The sequence below is a fragment of the Anaerotruncus sp. 80 genome, from assembly GCF_009936115.1.
Lineage (GTDB): Bacteria > Bacillota > Clostridia > Peptostreptococcales > Anaerovoracaceae > Senimuribacter > Senimuribacter intestinalis.
Genome location: NZ_QWES01000009.1, coordinates 93741 through 110104, shown reverse-complemented (window position 1 = coordinate 110104; position 16364 = coordinate 93741). Strand labels below are relative to the sequence as shown.

Annotated in this window: 16 protein-coding genes; all 16 read right to left on the bottom strand. The window is 44.5% G+C overall.

The window, feature by feature from the left end; all coding sequences use genetic code 11:
* Position 1: 1 nt before the first annotated feature.
* The 16 genes from D1155_RS05690 to alaS all read right to left on the bottom strand — a co-directional run bounded on the left by D1155_RS05690 (position 2) and on the right by alaS (position 16311).
* Positions 2–385 carry a SpoIIIAC/SpoIIIAD family protein gene (locus tag D1155_RS05690; RefSeq protein ID WP_160201418.1) on the bottom strand — a complete coding sequence of 128 codons (384 nt, stop codon included), beginning with the start codon at positions 383–385 and terminating at the stop codon, positions 2–4.
* A 2-nt stretch (positions 386–387) separates the two neighbouring features.
* The gene (gene spoIIIAC, locus D1155_RS05685; protein ID WP_160201417.1) at positions 388–582 is read right to left on the bottom strand and encodes a stage III sporulation protein AC; all 195 of its coding nucleotides are present in this window, start codon (positions 580–582) and stop codon (positions 388–390) included.
* A 25-nt stretch (positions 583–607) separates the two neighbouring features.
* On the bottom strand, positions 608–1123 hold the full coding sequence (locus D1155_RS05680) for a stage III sporulation protein AB (RefSeq protein WP_160201416.1): 516 nt from the start codon (positions 1121–1123) through the stop codon (positions 608–610).
* Positions 1116–1994: a stage III sporulation protein AA gene (spoIIIAA, locus tag D1155_RS05675; protein ID WP_160201415.1), complete on the bottom strand. Its 879-nt coding sequence runs from the start codon at positions 1992–1994 to the stop codon at positions 1116–1118. The genes D1155_RS05680 and spoIIIAA overlap by 8 nt, the downstream gene beginning before the upstream one ends.
* 74 nt (positions 1995–2068) lie before the next feature.
* On the bottom strand, positions 2069–2515 hold the full coding sequence (locus D1155_RS05670; protein ID WP_160201414.1) for an acyl-CoA thioesterase: 447 nt from the start codon (positions 2513–2515) through the stop codon (positions 2069–2071).
* Between the two features lie 92 nt (positions 2516–2607).
* Positions 2608–6315: a phosphoribosylformylglycinamidine synthase gene (locus tag D1155_RS05665; protein ID WP_160201413.1), complete on the bottom strand. Its 3708-nt coding sequence runs from the start codon at positions 6313–6315 to the stop codon at positions 2608–2610.
* Between the two features lie 21 nt (positions 6316–6336).
* Complete coding sequence (gene purD, locus D1155_RS05660; RefSeq protein WP_160201412.1) at positions 6337–7605, bottom strand: phosphoribosylamine--glycine ligase; 1269 nt, start codon at positions 7603–7605, stop codon at positions 6337–6339.
* Between the two features lie 446 nt (positions 7606–8051).
* Entirely contained in the window at positions 8052–9236 is a 1185-nt protein-coding gene (locus tag D1155_RS05655; RefSeq protein WP_160201411.1) for a phosphoribosylaminoimidazolecarboxamide formyltransferase, read from the bottom strand.
* A 37-nt stretch (positions 9237–9273) separates the two neighbouring features.
* Positions 9274–9990: an IMP cyclohydrolase gene (locus D1155_RS05650; RefSeq protein ID WP_160201410.1), complete on the bottom strand. Its 717-nt coding sequence runs from the start codon at positions 9988–9990 to the stop codon at positions 9274–9276.
* Positions 9991–10575 carry a phosphoribosylglycinamide formyltransferase gene (gene purN, locus D1155_RS05645; RefSeq protein WP_160201409.1) on the bottom strand — a complete coding sequence of 195 codons (585 nt, stop codon included), beginning with the start codon at positions 10573–10575 and terminating at the stop codon, positions 9991–9993.
* Positions 10569–11612, bottom strand: a complete 1044-nt coding sequence (gene purM, locus D1155_RS05640) for a phosphoribosylformylglycinamidine cyclo-ligase (RefSeq protein ID WP_160201408.1) — start codon at positions 11610–11612, stop codon at positions 10569–10571. The genes purN and purM overlap by 7 nt, the downstream gene beginning before the upstream one ends.
* A gap of 2 nt (positions 11613–11614) precedes the next feature.
* Positions 11615–12334, bottom strand: coding sequence for a phosphoribosylaminoimidazolesuccinocarboxamide synthase (gene purC / locus D1155_RS05635; protein WP_201759537.1), 720 nt, complete (start codon positions 12332–12334; stop codon positions 11615–11617).
* A 30-nt stretch (positions 12335–12364) separates the two neighbouring features.
* A complete protein-coding gene (purE, locus tag D1155_RS05630) occupies positions 12365–12859 on the bottom strand; it encodes a 5-(carboxyamino)imidazole ribonucleotide mutase (protein ID WP_160201407.1) in 495 nt (164 codons plus the stop codon).
* 5 nt (positions 12860–12864) lie between these two features.
* Complete coding sequence (ruvX, locus tag D1155_RS05625) at positions 12865–13338, bottom strand: Holliday junction resolvase RuvX (RefSeq protein WP_160201406.1); 474 nt, start codon at positions 13336–13338, stop codon at positions 12865–12867.
* 59 nt (positions 13339–13397) lie between these two features.
* Positions 13398–13643 carry an IreB family regulatory phosphoprotein gene (locus tag D1155_RS05620; protein ID WP_160201405.1) on the bottom strand — a complete coding sequence of 82 codons (246 nt, stop codon included), beginning with the start codon at positions 13641–13643 and terminating at the stop codon, positions 13398–13400.
* A 49-nt stretch (positions 13644–13692) separates the two neighbouring features.
* Positions 13693–16311 (bottom strand): alanine--tRNA ligase, encoded by a 2619-nt coding sequence (gene alaS / locus D1155_RS05615; protein ID WP_160201404.1) that lies wholly within the window; start codon positions 16309–16311, stop codon positions 13693–13695.
* Positions 16312–16364 lie beyond the last annotated feature (53 nt).

The following is a 16364-nucleotide window of genomic DNA, read 5'->3' as shown; positions in this document are numbered from 1 at the left end:
TTTATAACAGTTCCTCCACCAGACTGATAATCGACACAAATACCGGAATCGCAACACAAAAGATAATCACCTTTCCCGCCAGTTCTACCTTTGCGCCGATCGATGTCTCCCCCGCATCTTTGCAAAGCTGCGAAGTGAATTCGGTAACGTAAGCAATGACGAGAACCTTTATAATAATGGGAAAATATCCTTTTCCGTATTCCAGTTTCTCGTACAGCCCCGATACATACGCCACAGCATATTTCAAGCTGTCAATCATAAAATAGAGAATCAAAATACTGCATGCGATGACCACGTAAATCCCAAACTCCGGCTTATAGCTCTTTACCAGTGTAATCAGTGCCACTGCAAGAAGCGCAAGCATGGCAATTTTTAATATTTCCATCACTAAAATTCCATAAAGACTTTCATCGTTTCAAAGAATTCTGCCAGCATTTTGACGATAATTACCAGCACAATGATTACACCGGCAAGCGTTGTCATCATTGCCATTTCATCCTTTCCTGCCTTAACCAGAATCTGATTCACCAGCGCTATACAAATGCCGATACCTGCAATTTTGAAAATAATACTGATTTCCAATGTCTTTTCCCCCTTTGTTTTATATCTATATCAGTGCAATGGCGATTACAAGACCTGCCGAAAAACCCAGTCTTTCATACATTTTCCCTTTAGAATCAATCCACCTCTGCGCCTCCTCAATCTGCTCATCAAGCTGCCTGTGTAAAAGCAGAAAGTGCTCCTGCTGCCTCTTGAAATCGCTTTGTCCAAGAAAATCTGCGCATTTCTTCATGAGTACTACATCCTGCTCAGTAACAGGAAGACTTTCATATACGAAATCCACCGAATCTTTCCAAAGTTCTCCCATGTCTCTACCGCTTGTCAAATAGCTGGTCAGGCAATTTCTCAGAAGGAGCCCACATGCGCCTTCGTTTTCCGCCGACAGACGCTCAAAAATCTGCGGAAGCGGTTCCTTAAAATAGCTGATTTCTGTGGAAATGTGGAGAAGCAGGCTTTTGAATTCAAGAAGCAGCTGTTTTCGATCTTTGATATCTCGTGCTTTTAACAGTCCGATTGCACCACAGCCTATGACGCCCAGAAATAGTCCAATTATCTTAACCATGGCAAATCTCCTTTACTGTTCCGATAACTGGCTGATCTGTGAGAAATATAATGTAATCAAAAGAATTCCCTTCAACAATTTCCCAAACTCCTGTTTTTTTCAAATCCTCCATGCAGCTTCCGTGCATGGAACAGATTACCTTTACACCGCTTCCGCTGCAGTTTCTGATTGCGTCTGCGTCTGCCTTTGTTCCGATTTCATCTGTAATGAGAAGCTGAGGAGACATGGCACGAACCATCATCTGCATAGCCGATGCCTTTGGACAGCCATCCAGCACATCCACCGCATTTCCAAAAGTATAAGCGCTGATGCCGCCGGACATACCAGCAATTTCAGAGCGCTCATCACAAATACCGACCTTAATACCCTGCAGACTGATATTTCTTGCTAAATCCCGGAGCAATGTAGTCTTACCACAGCCTGGAGGCGAGACAATGAGCAGATTGCAAAGATTCCCCTGTTCATTAAAGACGTAAGGCATGATTTTGTCGCTGCAGCCTATAATCTCTCTGGAATAACGAATGTTGAGAGAACTGATATCACGAATCAGAGTAACCTTCCCATCCTCCACCACTGCTTTGCCGCAAAGACCCACCCGATGTCCGCCATCAATAGTAATGAAGCCTTTTGCGATATCATCTTCGTAAGCATAATAGGAAAATTTCATCAGATTATTTAAGAGACTGTGAATTTGTCCGCCAGTGATATAGCCCTTCAGCAAGTACTGATTTTTCCCTGCGTAAAGCTGTACCGGTTTTCCCCGGTACACTCGAATTTCGTTGATTTCCTCCTGTATTTCCGATGCAAGCCCGCCAATCTGCCGCTGGACTTCTATGGGAAAGCACTGGAAAACTTTCTCAAAATGGTTCATAAAAAATACCTGTCCTTTCTCTAATACTATATGAGTAGGACAGGCAAATATGATTAAAATTTGCGTATGAGATTTTATCTTTTTCTAGCCTTCACTTTCGCTGCGGCTTCTTCCCAAAGTATTTTTTCTTCTTCCGTTTCCGGTGTGTATGCAGGTACTTTCTGAGGTCTTCCGGCTTTGTTCATGGAAACCATAGTAAAATGGGCACACAGAGCCTTTTCTGGTCCATTTCCGGATTCCATATCTTCAGAATCTACGCGCACGTAAACGTCCATAGACGTGTTTCCTACGTATGCAATGGTTGCAGTGCAGGTTACCAGTGCCCCGACAAAAATCGGCAGGTGGAAAATCAGTTCGTCCACTCTAGCTGTAACACAGTTACTTCTTGCATATTTCATAGCGCAAGCTCCTGCTGCTGTATCCATAAATTTCATAATTTCACCACCGTGTACATTGCCTGCTACATTGGCTTGATGCGGCAGCATAACTTGGCTCATAACAACTTGATACCTTGTATCCATATATAAAACCTCTCTTTCTTTATAAAAATCAGCCTCCGAAAGCTTTTGGCAGGCGGAGGCTAATTCTAACTCTAATTTAACCTATTCATATTTTACTTAAAATATTCTACAGCAGCGCAGAACATACCCATGTCGAAGTCACCCGGCACGTTTTTGTAAAGATTTGCACCGATTCTTTCGGAGTGTCCCATCTTGCCCAGTACTCTGCCGTCAGGTGAAGTGATACCTTCGATAGCGAAGTAAGAACCATTTGGATTGTACTGAATATCCGAAGTAACGTTTCCTTCAAGATCCACATACTGGGTGATAATCTGACCGTTTTCAGCAAGGTCACGAATTAGCGTTTCTGAAGCGATAAATCTTCCCTCACCGTGGGAAATCGGAACGGTATAAATCTGATCAGGTGTTGTATTTGCAAGCCATGGAGACTTATTGGAAGCAATTCTTGTTCTGACCAGTTTAGACTGGTGGCGGCTGATTTCGTTGAAAGTCAGTGTCGGGCAGTTTTCATCGGTATCGATGATTTTGCCATAAGGTACAAGTCCCAGTTTGATTAGCGCCTGGAATCCATTGCAGATACCCAGCATTAAACCGTCTCTGTTGTCCAGTAAATCGGTCACGGCCTCCTTTACTTCCTGATTTCTAAAGAATGCAGTGATAAACTTTCCGGAACCGTCCGGTTCATCGCCGCCGGAGAAACCGCCCGGAATAAAGATAATCTGGGATTCACGCACCTTTGCGGCGAAATCTTCTACGGATTTTGCAATAGAAGCAGCAGTCAGGTTGTTTACAACGAAAATCTCAGCCTCTGCGCCAGCGTCACGGAATGCCTTTGCAGAGTCATATTCACAGTTGGTGCCTGGAAATACCGGAATCAATACCTTTGGCACATCAACCTTTACCTTAGCATGAGGTCTTTCTGTAGCCTCATAACGGAAAGTTTCAAGCTTGCTGCTTTCAGTTTCAATGTTGCAAGTGTAAATAGACTCCAGCTTATCCTCATAAATCTTACAAAGATCAGTAAGCGCAAGAGATTCAGCGCCATAAGTGATGGTCTTTTCTGCTGTCGTTTTACCAAGGGTAATCACAGAAAATCCGTCTGCAGAGATTTCAACTTCTCCTTCCAGTTCGGCAACAAAGCCGCCGTACTGATAGCCGAAGATGGTTTCCATATCCACAGAATCATAGGCAAAACCGATATCATTACCCATAGCCATTTTCAATATGGCTTCCGCAACACCACCAAATCCTGGTGTGTAAGCGCTGACAATTTTACCGTCTGAGATAAGTCTGTGGACCGTTTCGTAAATTTCTTTCAGACTTTCAGCCTTTGGGAGACCTTCTTTGTCTTTTTCCGGAGTAAACATAATAATATTATTGTCTACCTGTTTGAACTCCGGAGAAATTATCGTTTTAACATTACCTGTAGTAACTGCAAAAGATACTAGCGTTGGTGGAACGTCGATGTTTTCAAAGGTTCCGCTCATGGAGTCTTTACCGCCAATCGCCGCCACGCCCAGCTCCTTCTGCGCTTTGAATGCGCCCAGAACTGCAGCCATCGGTTTGCCCCACCGCATCGCATCTCTCATCGGCTTTTCAAAGTATTCCTGGAAGGAAAGGTATACATCCTCAAAGGATGCGCCAGCAGCAATCAGTTTGGATACGGATTCCACCACTGCCAGATACGCACTGTGATAAGGGCTTGCCTCTGCAATATACGGGTTATAGCCCCAGGACATCAGTGAGCAGGTGTCAGTGTGTCCCTTTTCTACAGAAATCAAGTTTACCATTGCCTGATTCGGCGTTCTTTGTCTAATACCGCCAAAGGGCATTAAGACAGTGCCTGCGCCGATGGTGGAGTCAAAACGCTCGGATAAGCCTCTTTTAGAGCAGACGTTTAAGTCTCCTGCCAGAGCCTTATATGTTTGCACAAAGTCACCGCTGACTTTTTTTTCAAAGTTCTCGTGCATTGGGATTTCAATATCAATGTGTTTTTCTGCACCGTTGGTGTCAAGAAAAGCTCTGGAAATATTTACAATCGGCTTATCGTTCCAGAAAATCTTTAAATATGGATTTTCCTTTACCTCTGCTACAACCGTGGCTTCCAGATTTTCAGAAACAGCCAGTTCACAGAAACGCTCTACATCACTTTCCGCAACAACAACAGCCATTCTTTCCTGAGATTCACTGATGGCAAGCTCAGTTCCGTCAAGACCATCGTATTTCTTCGGCACTGCGTTCAAGTTGATTTCAAGACCGTCAGCCAGTTCTCCGATAGCAACAGACACGCCGCCTGCGCCAAAGTCGTTACAGCGCTTAATCAGCTTGGAAGCCTCCGGATTTCTAAAGAGTCTCTGTAGCTTTCTTTCTTCCGGTGCATTACCCTTCTGTACCTCAGCGCCGCAGCTTTCCAAAGATTCAGTTGTATGGGACTTGGAGGAGCCGGTTGCGCCGCCACAGCCGTCACGACCGGTTTTTCCGCCCAAGAGAATAACTCTGTCAGTATCAACAGGTCTCTCTCTGCGTACGTTTTCAGCAGGCGCTGCAGCAATTACTGCACCGATTTCCATTCTCTTAGCCACGTAGCCTGGGTGATAAAGTTCATCTACCTGCCCTGTAGCAAGCCCAATCTGGTTGCCGTAGGAACTGTATCCGTTGGCAGCAGTTGTTACGATCTTTCTCTGCGGAAGTTTTCCTTCCATAGTTTCAGAAACTGGCTTTAACGGGTCAGCTGCACCAGTAACACGCATAGCAGAATATACATAGCTTCTTCCTGAAAGCGGGTCTCTGATGGCACCGCCAACACAGGTTGCAGCACCGCCAAAAGGCTCGATCTCAGTCGGATGGTTGTGAGTTTCGTTCTTAAATAAAAGCAGCCACTTTTCTGTTCCGCCGTCGACATCTACATCGATCTTTACGGTGCAGGCGTTGATTTCTTCAGATTCGTCCAGTTTATCCAGTAAGCCGTGCTTTTTCAGGTATTTTGCGGCAATAGTGCCGATATCCATCAGATTAATCGGCTTGGTTCTGCCTAGTTCCTCACGGGTTTTGATGTATTCTTCATAGGTTTCCTGCACTGCAGGATCTTCAAACTTGACACTGTCAATCGTTGTGTTGAAGGTGGTATGTCTGCAGTGATCGGACCAGTAAGTATCGATTACCCTGATTTCCGTAATAGTCGGATTTCTGTCTTCACTTTTAAAGTACTCCTGACAGAATTTTAAATCGCCCAAATCCATGGCAAGTCCGTAGTCTTTTAGAAATTCCAAAAGTCCAGCTTCGTCAAGTTCATTGAAGCCGTTTAAAACCGCAACTTCTGTCGGAATTTCGTAGTCCACTTTCAGGGTGTCAAAGTTTTCCAAGGTCGCTTCTCTTGCTTCTACCGGGTTGATGACATACTTCTTAATTTCAGCAAGTTCTGCCTTTGTCAAAGAACCTTGCAGCAGATACACCTTAGCGGTTCTAACTGCAGGTCTTTCGCCTTTTGAAATAATCTGGATACATTCTGCAGCAGAATTTGCTCTCTGATCGAACTGTCCCGGCAGAAATTCTACCGCAAAGACATGATCTGCCCCTGCAAAATCAAGGGTTTCAAAGGCATCATCTACCTGCGGCTCAGAAAACACAGTGCTTACAGCATAGTCAAAGAGTTCTCTGTCCAGGTTTTCAACGTCATAGCGGTTTACAATCCGCAAATCCTGCAAATTCTGAATCTGCAGCAGTTTTACGATATCGTTTTTTAAAGACGCTGCTTCATGGGCGAAAGCTTTTTTCTTTTCAACATATATTCTATAAACCATAATTCTCCCTACTTTGTTTTACTATTTTTCATTTAATGCAGCCAGCGCCTTTGCGCCGATATCGTTTCTATAAAACGCATTGTCAAAGGTAACTCTTTTTACGGAGTTATATGCTTTTTCGATGGCTTCTGCAATGTCTGCGCCTCTTTCGGTAACACCCAGAACACGTCCGCCGTTTGTAAGTAGTCTGCCATCCGCAGACAGCTTTGCGCCGGCAATGTAAACGTCCTCTACATCGTCAATTTTAATCTCAAAGCCTTTCTCATAGCTGACAGGATAGCCTTCTGACGCCATAACCACACAGCATGCCGCATCGTCTGCAAAGTTGACATCTGCCTCTGCCAAAGTTCCTGCAGCAACATGTTCCATAATCTCAAATAGGTCACTATCGAGAAGCGGCAGCACAACCTGGGTTTCAGGATCGCCAAAGCGGCAGTTGTATTCGATAACCTTCGGTCCATCTTCTGTAATCATCAGGCCGAAATAAAGACAGCCACTGAAAGTTCTTCCCTCTTTGTTCATCGCTTCCACGGTCGGCAGGAAAATTTCTTTCATGCAGCGCTCTGCGATTTCTTCGGTGTAATAAGGATTCGGCGCTACAGTTCCCATACCGCCGGTATTCAGTCCTTTGTCGCCGTCTAAGGCTCTCTTGTGATCCATGGAAGATACCATTGGAACCAGTGTTTTACCGTCTGTGAAGGAAAGGACAGAAACTTCTGGACCTGTAAGAAATTCTTCGATAACAACCTTGCTGCCACTGTCGCCGAAGACTTTATCTTCCATCATATCCTTGACTGCCTGTTTGGCTGCTTCCAGCGTTTCGGCAATAATAACGCCTTTGCCCAGCGCCAGACCGTCCGCCTTTACAACCACTGGAATCTTGCAGGTGTCCAGATATGCAAGGGCATTTTCCATCTCTGTAAAGGTTTCATAAGCAGCGGTTGGAATCTGATATTTCTTCATTAAATCCTTGGAAAAAGCCTTGCTGCCTTCGATGATAGCTGCTTTTTTATCAGGTCCAAAGCAAGGAATGCCTTCTGCTCTTAAGAGGTCCACAAGCCCTAAAACCAGCGGATCATCCGGTGCGACAACTGCAAATTCAATAGCATTTTCCTTTGCGAATTTTACTATATTTTCAAGATCTTTAGCACCGATATCTACGCACGTCGCATCGGACGCAATACCGCCATTACCCGGCAGCGCATAAATTTCGGATACTCTTGGACTCTTTTTTATTTTTTTGATGATGGCGTGCTCTCTTCCGCCGCCGCCAACAACCATAACTTTCATTATTTAATACCTTGTCCTTTCTGGATATAACTCCATGATACGACTTGCGGCTTGCCAATCGCTTCGCTCTTGGACCGCAAAAGCATAAGGAGTTCTCATCAATTTGTTTCACAAATTAGGACAACTCCATTATACGACTAAATCCTTCCAACCGAACTTCGCAATTTGCTCGTTCTCTTGGGGATTTAAAGCATAAGGAGTTCTCATCAATTTACTCCGTAAATTGGAGCAACTCCATTATACGACTAAATCCTTCCAATCGAACTTCGCAATTTGCTCGTTCTCTTGGGGATTTAAAGCATAAGGAGTTCTCATCAATTTACTCCGTAAATTGGAGCAACTCCATTATACGACGCGTTCTTAGCCGGCTAAAGCCGGAGAACGCCAGCATAAGGTCTGCCTTGCCACTCGTGCATGTATCCACATACACTTGCGGGGCAGAACCATTAGTGATGAAACAGTCTCATGCCGGTGAATACGGTAACCATGCCGTATTTGTCGCAGGTTTCGATAACCTGATCGTCACGAACGCTGCCGCCCGGTTCTGCGATATAGGATACGCCGCTCTTCTTTGCTCGCTCGATATTATCTCCGAACGGGAAGAATGCGTCACTGCCGAGGGCTACTCCTGTAACAGTGTCAAGATAAGCACGCTGCTCTTTCTTTGTAAATGGTTCTGGCTTTTCAGTGAAGAGGGTTTCCCAAGCGCCATCTGCCAGCACATCTTCGTATTCATCTCCCAGATATACGTCAATGGTGTTGTCACGAACAGCTCTGCCTACATCTTCACGGAACGGCAGGTTGATTACCTTGTCAGCCTGCCTTAGATGCCAGAAATCAGCTTTGTTCCCTGCAAGTCTGGTGCAGTGGATTCTGGACTGCTGACCTGCGCCAACACCGATTGCCTGTCCATCTTTTGCATAGGCTACGGAATTGGACTGAGTATATTTTAGCGTAATCAGCGCGATAATAAGGTCGCGCTTTGCTTCCTCGGTTAAAGTCTTATTTTCAGTAACAATATTTGTCAACTGCTCCGGCGTAATCTTGTAATCGTTTCTGCCCTGCTCAAAGGTTACACCGTAGACCTGCTTAATTTCCTGCTTAAAAGGCATATAGTCAGGATCGATTTTGATGATATTGTAAGCACCCTTCTTCTTACCTTTTAGAATTTCAAGCGCTTCATCGGTATAGTCCGGCGCAATAATTCCATCGGAAACCTCTCTCTTTAAAATCGTTGCAGTCACAGCATCGCAGGTATCACTTAAAGCAACCCAGTCGCCGAAGGAGGACATTCTGTCGGTACCCCTCGCTCTTGCATAGGCTGTTGCAATAGGTGAATCGTCAAGTCCTTCAATATCATCTACAAAGCAGGCTTTTTTCAGCGTTTCACTCATCGGAACGCCTACAGCAGCAGATGTAGGGCTGACATGTTTAAAAGAGGTAGCTGCCGGCATACCCAGGGCTTCCTTCAGTTCCTTCACAAGCTGCCAGCTGTTAAAAGCATCTAAAAAATTGATATATCCCGGTCTGCCGTTTAAAATTTCAAGAGGCAGTTCACTTCCGTCAGCCATGTAAATCTTTGCAGGCTTCTGGTTGGGATTACATCCATATTTCAGTTCAAATTCTTTCATTACAATTGCTCCATTCTATCTATCTGTTCTAAAAGGGTTATGCGTTTTTGTTGATCATGCGGTTTTCAGCTGCACCAGTTTCAAGATCAATATATCTTACATAAAGGGAAATTTTATTATTTTCATCAAGGTTATCCCAGATTTCCTTTGTAAATGCGTCGATATCATCTGGAATTTCAACGCGTTCAGGCTCTCCCTGGAAAGTTGGAATCGGATTTCCGTCCTGCACATATGTATGGATAAAATGTCCCAAACCGCAAAGAGCGTCATAGTTGAAATAATAGCGGTTACAAGCTGAGCCTTCAGCATCTGCGCTCTTTAAAATACTCATCTTATAAGTCAGTTTTTCGCCAAATGTAAACATACCACTGATTCTCGGCGTCCAGTTTGGACCGTCCGGCTCAAAACATCTGGTATCCAGTGCTTCCTCAAAGGATTTGCCCTCTTTTAAAAATTCGTAAATCGTGTCGGTCTGATCACCATTAGTTACAATCAGCTTGTTCTCATGTTTACGCATCGGATAATAAATAATCAGAGACGGGTCTTCCACCTTAGATTCATCAAAGGGTTTAATCATCACATTTTCCCCTTCGTCAAGGAAGATTCTGTTTCTGCTGTTTTCACTTCTTCCCATGATGAAATAAGCGCTGACAGCCTTTTTTCCATCTTTAGACTTTCCGAGAACGATGCCTCTGCCAACATAGGAATTCCCTTTGACAGCAGCTTTCATGGTTTTAGTTTCGTAAACGTTCATCTATTTCTTTCCTTTCGCTATTTTTTCACTAATCATTTCGGCTGCTTGTGGAAGCAGCACCCATTCCGCCCGTTCCATAACACGTCTTTGCAAAATCTCCGGCGTATCACCCTCCAGAATCTCAACCGCTTTTTGGGCAATAATCTGACCGCCGTCAGGCACTTCATTGACAAAATGCACCGTAGCACCTGTAAGTTTTACACCGTAGGAAAGCGCCATTTCATGGACATGCAGACCATAAGCGCCTTTACCGCAAAACGAGGGAATCAATGACGGATGAATATTGATGATTCTATTTTCATAAGCAGAAATAAATTCGCTGCTGAGGATCTTTAAAAATCCTGCAAGAATGACCAGTTCAATGCCTTCAGCTTCCATGATTTTGAGAAGCGCTTCCTCGTCTTTCGCAAAAACCGCTTTAATCCCGTTTTCCTGTGCACGTTTTAGGGCATATGCGTTTTCTTTGTTGCTGGCGACCAGCACAATTTCACCGCTGTGTAAAATGCCGCTTTTCTGAGCATCTATCAAAGCTTGCAGATTGGTGCCGCCGCCAGAAACCAGCACAGCAATCTTTGTTTTTACCATAATTCCACGCCTTCCTCACTCTTTACAACCTCGCCGAGGATATACGCGTCTTCACCTGCAGCGTGCAGCACTTCCAGCGCTTTGTCTGCGTCCTTTGCAGAAACGATAACAGTCATGCCCACACCCATATTAAAGGTATTGAACATATCTCTTTCAGGAATGCTGCCCTTTTCTGCGATGAGCTTGAAAATTGGCAGAACCCTTACGTTGTCCTTTTTTATCTTTGCACCATAACCTTTCGGCAGGCTTCTTGGAATGTTTTCGTAGAATCCGCCGCCAGTGATGTGGGCAGCAGCCTTTACGGTCACTTCTTCAAAAAGCTTCAGCATTGGCTTTACATAAATTTTGGTCGGTGTCAGAAGGGTCTCGCCGATGGACTTGCCGCCAAGTTCAGCAAGCGGAGTCTTAATATCTTCATTCTCTACATCCAGTACTTTTCTTACCAGAGAAAATCCATTGGAATGCACGCCAGAGGAAGGAAGTCCGATAATGACATCGCCCTCTTCTACGGTTTCTTTTTTCAGTACCTTTGACTTGTCCACAACGCCTACGGCAAAACCGGCAAGATCGTATTCGTCTTCCGGATAAAAGCCCGGCATCTCAGCAGTTTCACCGCCGATAAGGGCTGCCTCCGACTGTATGCAGCCTTCTGCAACGCCGCTTACAATCTGCGCAACCTTTTCCGGATAATTCTTTCCAACTGCAATATAATCAAGGAAGAACAGAGGTTTTGCACCAACGCAAAGAATATCGTTGACACACATTGCAACACAGTCAATGCCCACTGTGTCGTGTTTGTCCATCAAAAATGCCATCTTCAGTTTGGTACCTACACCGTCAGTACCGCTTACCAGCACCGGGCGCTCCATTCCTTTCACGTCCAGTTCAAAGAGACCGCCAAAACCGCCGATATCATCGGGTACATTGCCAAATACCATGGTCTTCGCCACATGCTCTTTCATCAGTTCTACTGCTTTGTAACCCGCAGTAATATCAACACCGGCTTCTTTGTAGCTTTCGCTGAAACTTTTTCCCATTCTTATTTCTCCTCTAAAATTCTCTTAAATACTTCCTGGTAAGCGTCTTCAACGCCGCCCATATCTCTTCTAAATCTATCTTTGTCCAGTTTTTCGTGGGTTTTGCTGTCCCAGAATCTACAAGTATCCGGTGAAATCTCATCGGCAAGTACGATGGAGCCATCTGCTGTTTTACCAAATTCCAGCTTGAAGTCGATTAAATCGATTCCGTCCGCTGCCAGATATTCTCTCAAAATAGCGTTGATGTCGAGGGCCATTTTCTTGATGGTTTCAAGTTCTTCCTCTGTAGCAAACTCCATAGCGAGAATGTGATAGTCGTTTACCATTGGATCGCCCAGATCGTCGTTCTTATAGCTGAACTCTAAGACTGTGCGTTTCATTGGATAGCCTTCTTCAACGCCGAGTCTTTTTGCAAGAGAGCCTGCCGCAATGTTTCTTGCGATGACTTCAAGGGGTACGATAGAAACCTTCTTTACAACGGTTTCTCTATCACTTAATTCTTCTACAAAGTGGGTCGGAATGCCCTTTTCCTCTAACATTTTCATCAGGAAATTGGACATTCTATTGTTAATAGCACCTTTTCCTGTAATGGTGCCTTTTTTTAGTCCGTTAAAAGCGGTAGCATCGTCTTTGTAGGATACAATGCAAAGATTTTCATCATTGGTTGCAAATACTTTTTTTGCTTTTCCTTCATAGAGCTGTTCTTTTTTTTCAATTGTCATTTGTTTCATCTTCTTCCTATCTAAAATTCATTATTTATTATACTTTTCTTCAATTGCTGCATTTTTAGAAAGAACCTTATTAGCAGCTTCTTTTCTTTGGATGTCAAGCTTTGCTGCAATTTCACTATCCTCTATGCCAAGCATTTGAATAGCAAGAAGTGCCGCATTCTGGGCACCATCAATAGCTACGGTTGCAACAGGAATACCACCCGGCATCTGTACCGTAGACAGGAGTGCATCCAGTCCGTCCAGTGTAGATGACTTTACCGGAATTCCGATAACAGGAAGGGTCGTGCTGGCTGCAATGGCGCCTGCCAGATGAGCTGCCTTTCCTGCTGCTGCAATAATTGCGCCAAATCCGTTTGATCTGGCATTTTGCGTAAACTCTTTGACTTCTGACGGCGTTCTATGGGCGGAATATACGTGAACTTCGTAAGGCACATCAAATTCGTCCAAAGTCGTCATTGCTTTCTCAACTACAGGAAGATCGCTGTCGCTTCCCATGATGATTCCGATTTTTTTCATGTATTTTAACCTCCAAAAGAATTGTTATCATTTTCTTCTAATCGCTTTTCTGTTGCAAGACGGTCAAGATAACTCTGCATAATAATCACTGCAGCCTGTTTATCAATGACCTTTTTTCTCTTGCTGCGGCTAACGTCCGCCTCGATTAAGACTTTTTCTGCCATGACCGTAGTCAGTCTTTCGTCTTGCCACACGACCTGTATATTCTTCATTCCGGTGCTGCGCATTTTATTCTCCAGCATGGTACGAAACTCGTAAACTTTTTCTGTCTGAATGCTGTCGGTACCGTCAAGCTTCTTCGGCAGTCCGATGACGATGGTGTCGCACTCATACTCTTTTACTAAATCTAAAATTTTGCCGGTGTCCTTGCGAATGCCTACCCTCTCCAAGGTCATCAGACCCTGCGCTGTAATACCAAGGGCGTCGCTTAATGCAATACCTACTGTCTTATCTCCCACATCAAGGGCTATTTTTCTCATGTGATTTACCTCTCAAAAGGAACATCGGCAGGGAAAATAATCCTGCCGATGCTTCTATATTACTTTCTCAAGTAGTCTCTCAGAATCTCTTCTACCAAGTCATCTCTGTCAATGCGGCTGATCATGGTTCTCGCATTATTGTGACTTGTAATGTAGGATGGGTCACCAGAAAGAATGTATCCAACCATCTGGTCGATTCCATTATACCCTCTCTCTTCTAAAGCAGCATAAACAGTCTCCAGTACTTCCTTGGTAGTCCTCTGCTGAGTCTTTGCTGCATCAAACATAATTGTTTTTCTTTCCATGAATTATGACCTCCTTCATGTGGCTAGTACGGCTCGTACTTATAGTATACTATGATAAAAGTTCTTCTGCAACCTTAAATGCAGCAGAAATTTTTGTCGGATCTTTTGCTCCCGCCTGCGCCATGTCGGCTTTACCGCCGCCACCTCCGCCGCAGGCTGCCGCAATCTGTTTAATCATATTGCCGGCGTGAAGTCCTTTCGCAAGCAAGTCGTCGGTAATGGATACCAGGAAGGTAACTTTCGGACCATTGACTGTGGCGAATACCATAACAATGCCCTTGTGCTGCGCTTTGATATCGTCAGACAGATTTCTCAAATCGTTGATGTTATAATCCTTAAATTCTTTGGTTACCAGTTTTATACCGCCGATTTCTTTAGCTTCTTTTACCATATCATCAACTTCACTGCCCATGGCAGCTTTCTTGAAGTCTTCCAACTCCTTCTTAGTGTCCTTCAGTTCTTCTACAATGGAAGCTGATTTCTGTACCACAGCTGCTGGATTTGACTTTAGGTTCTCGGCAATCTGTTTTACGGTTTCCTCGGCTTCCATAGCTTTTAAGAGAACACCTGTACCGGTTACGGCTTCGATTCTGCGAACACCAGAGGCTACGCCTGTTTCACTGACGATCTTAAACACGCCGATCTGTCCGGTATTTGCAACGTGAGTGCCGCCACAAAGCTCAATGCTAAAGTCACCGCAGTTTACCACTCTGACTTTATCGCCATATTTCTCGCCGAACAGCGCCATTGCACCCATTTCCTGTGCCTCTTTCATAGAAGTTTCCACAGTCGTCACAGGCAGAAATTCGGTAATCCTTTCGTTGACTAACAGCTCAACCTGCGCAAGCTGTTCAGGTGTTACTCCCTCAAAGTGCGTAAAGTCAAAACGAAGCGCGTTTTCATTGACGGAGGAGCCTGCCTGTTCTACATGGGCTCCAACCACATCTCTGAGTGCTTTCTGCAGCAGATGTGTTGCAGTGTGGTTTCTAGCCGTTGCATTACGCTTAAACACATTAACACCGCAGGAAACAGTATCTCCTTTGGAAAGGCTCCCGCCCTCGATGAGCACCTTATGTGCAAAAATGCCTTGTGATTTTTCAACAGCAGTCACTTTTGCGCAGCATTTATCGGTTGACATAATTCCGTTATCGGAAGCCTGTCCGCCGCCTTCAGCATAGAACGGTGTTTTGTCCAAATATACCACCGCATTCTGGTAGGTTTCGGCGGTTTGAGCTTCTTTGCCGTCTATATAGATTGCAAGAACCTTTGCTTCGTCTTCTGTTTCTGTGTAGCCGGTAAATACTGTTTCCGGCACGTTTACAGCAGCTTCGGCTTCTTTCCACGCTTCTTCCTCGGTGGATTTTCTGCCGGCTCTTGCCATTTCTTTCTGTTTCTTCATGTTTGCGTTAAAGCCATCCACATCAGCTGTGCAGCCAGCTTCCGCCAGAATTTCTTCAGTCAGTTCCAATGGGAATCCAAAAGTATCGTAAAGTTTAAATACCTTCTCGCCTTCTAAAACTGTTTTATTTTCTTTCTTTAATTCTTCCACGTATTCCAGGATAATTGAGGTTCCCTGGTCAATGGTAGAAGCAAATTTTTCTTCTTCTACAGAAATAATCTTCTGGATATAGTCTTTCTTTTCTACAAGCTCCGGATAGGCCTCGCCGGACACTTCGATAACTCTGTTTGAAAGCTCCACGAGGAACTTGCCTTCGATTCCCAAAATCTTACCATGTCTTGCTGCTCTTCTGATGAGTCTTCTCAGCACATATCCTCTGCCTTCGTTAGAAGGAATAATTCCGTCAGCAATCATAAATACCATGGAGCGGAGGTGGTCTGTAATGATACGAATGGAAACGTCAGTCTTTGCAGCACCGTCCTCGTACTTGACGCCGGACTTTTCTACAACGCCGTTTAAGATGTGGCGGATCGTATCTACATCAAAGATGGAATCTACACCCTGCATAATACATGCCATTCTCTCAAGCCCCATGCCGGTATCGATATTCGGATGTTCCAGATCGCTGTAACTGCCGTCTTCTTCTTTAGAAAACTGTGTAAATACATGATTCCAGAATTCCAGATATCTGTCGCAGTCACAGCCTGGTTTGCAGTCGGGCTTACCGCAGCCGTATTCCTCTCCTCTATCAAAATAAATCTCGGAGCAAGGTCCACATGGTCCCAATCCGATTTCCCAGAAGTTGTCTTCCTTGCCAAGACGGACGATTCTTTCTTCCGGAACACCGATTTTCTTCCAAATCTCTACAGCCTGGTCATCATCCTGATAAACGGTTGCCCAGATTCTGTCAACCGGCATTTTTAAATGTTCTGTGATGAACTCCCAGCCCCAATGCAGGGATTCTTCTTTGAAATAGTCGCCGAAGGAAAAGTTCCCCAGCATTTCAAAGAATGTACCATGTCTGGAAGTAATGCCTACGTTATCAATATCGCCAGTTCTGATACATTTCTGACAAGTGGTCATTCTCTTGGAGGGAGGTGTTTCCACTCCTGCAAAGTAAGGCTTCAGCGGCGCCATACCGGAGTTGATAATTAAAAGTGATTTATCGTTCTTCGGAATCAGTGACGCACTGCCTGCTGCATAGTGACCCTTGCTTACATAAAAATCTCTGAACATCTGTCTGATTTGATTTAAACCTAGTTTTTCCATGTATATTTACTCCTTGATGAATTAATATTTCCTTGAACATTCAATTATTTTAT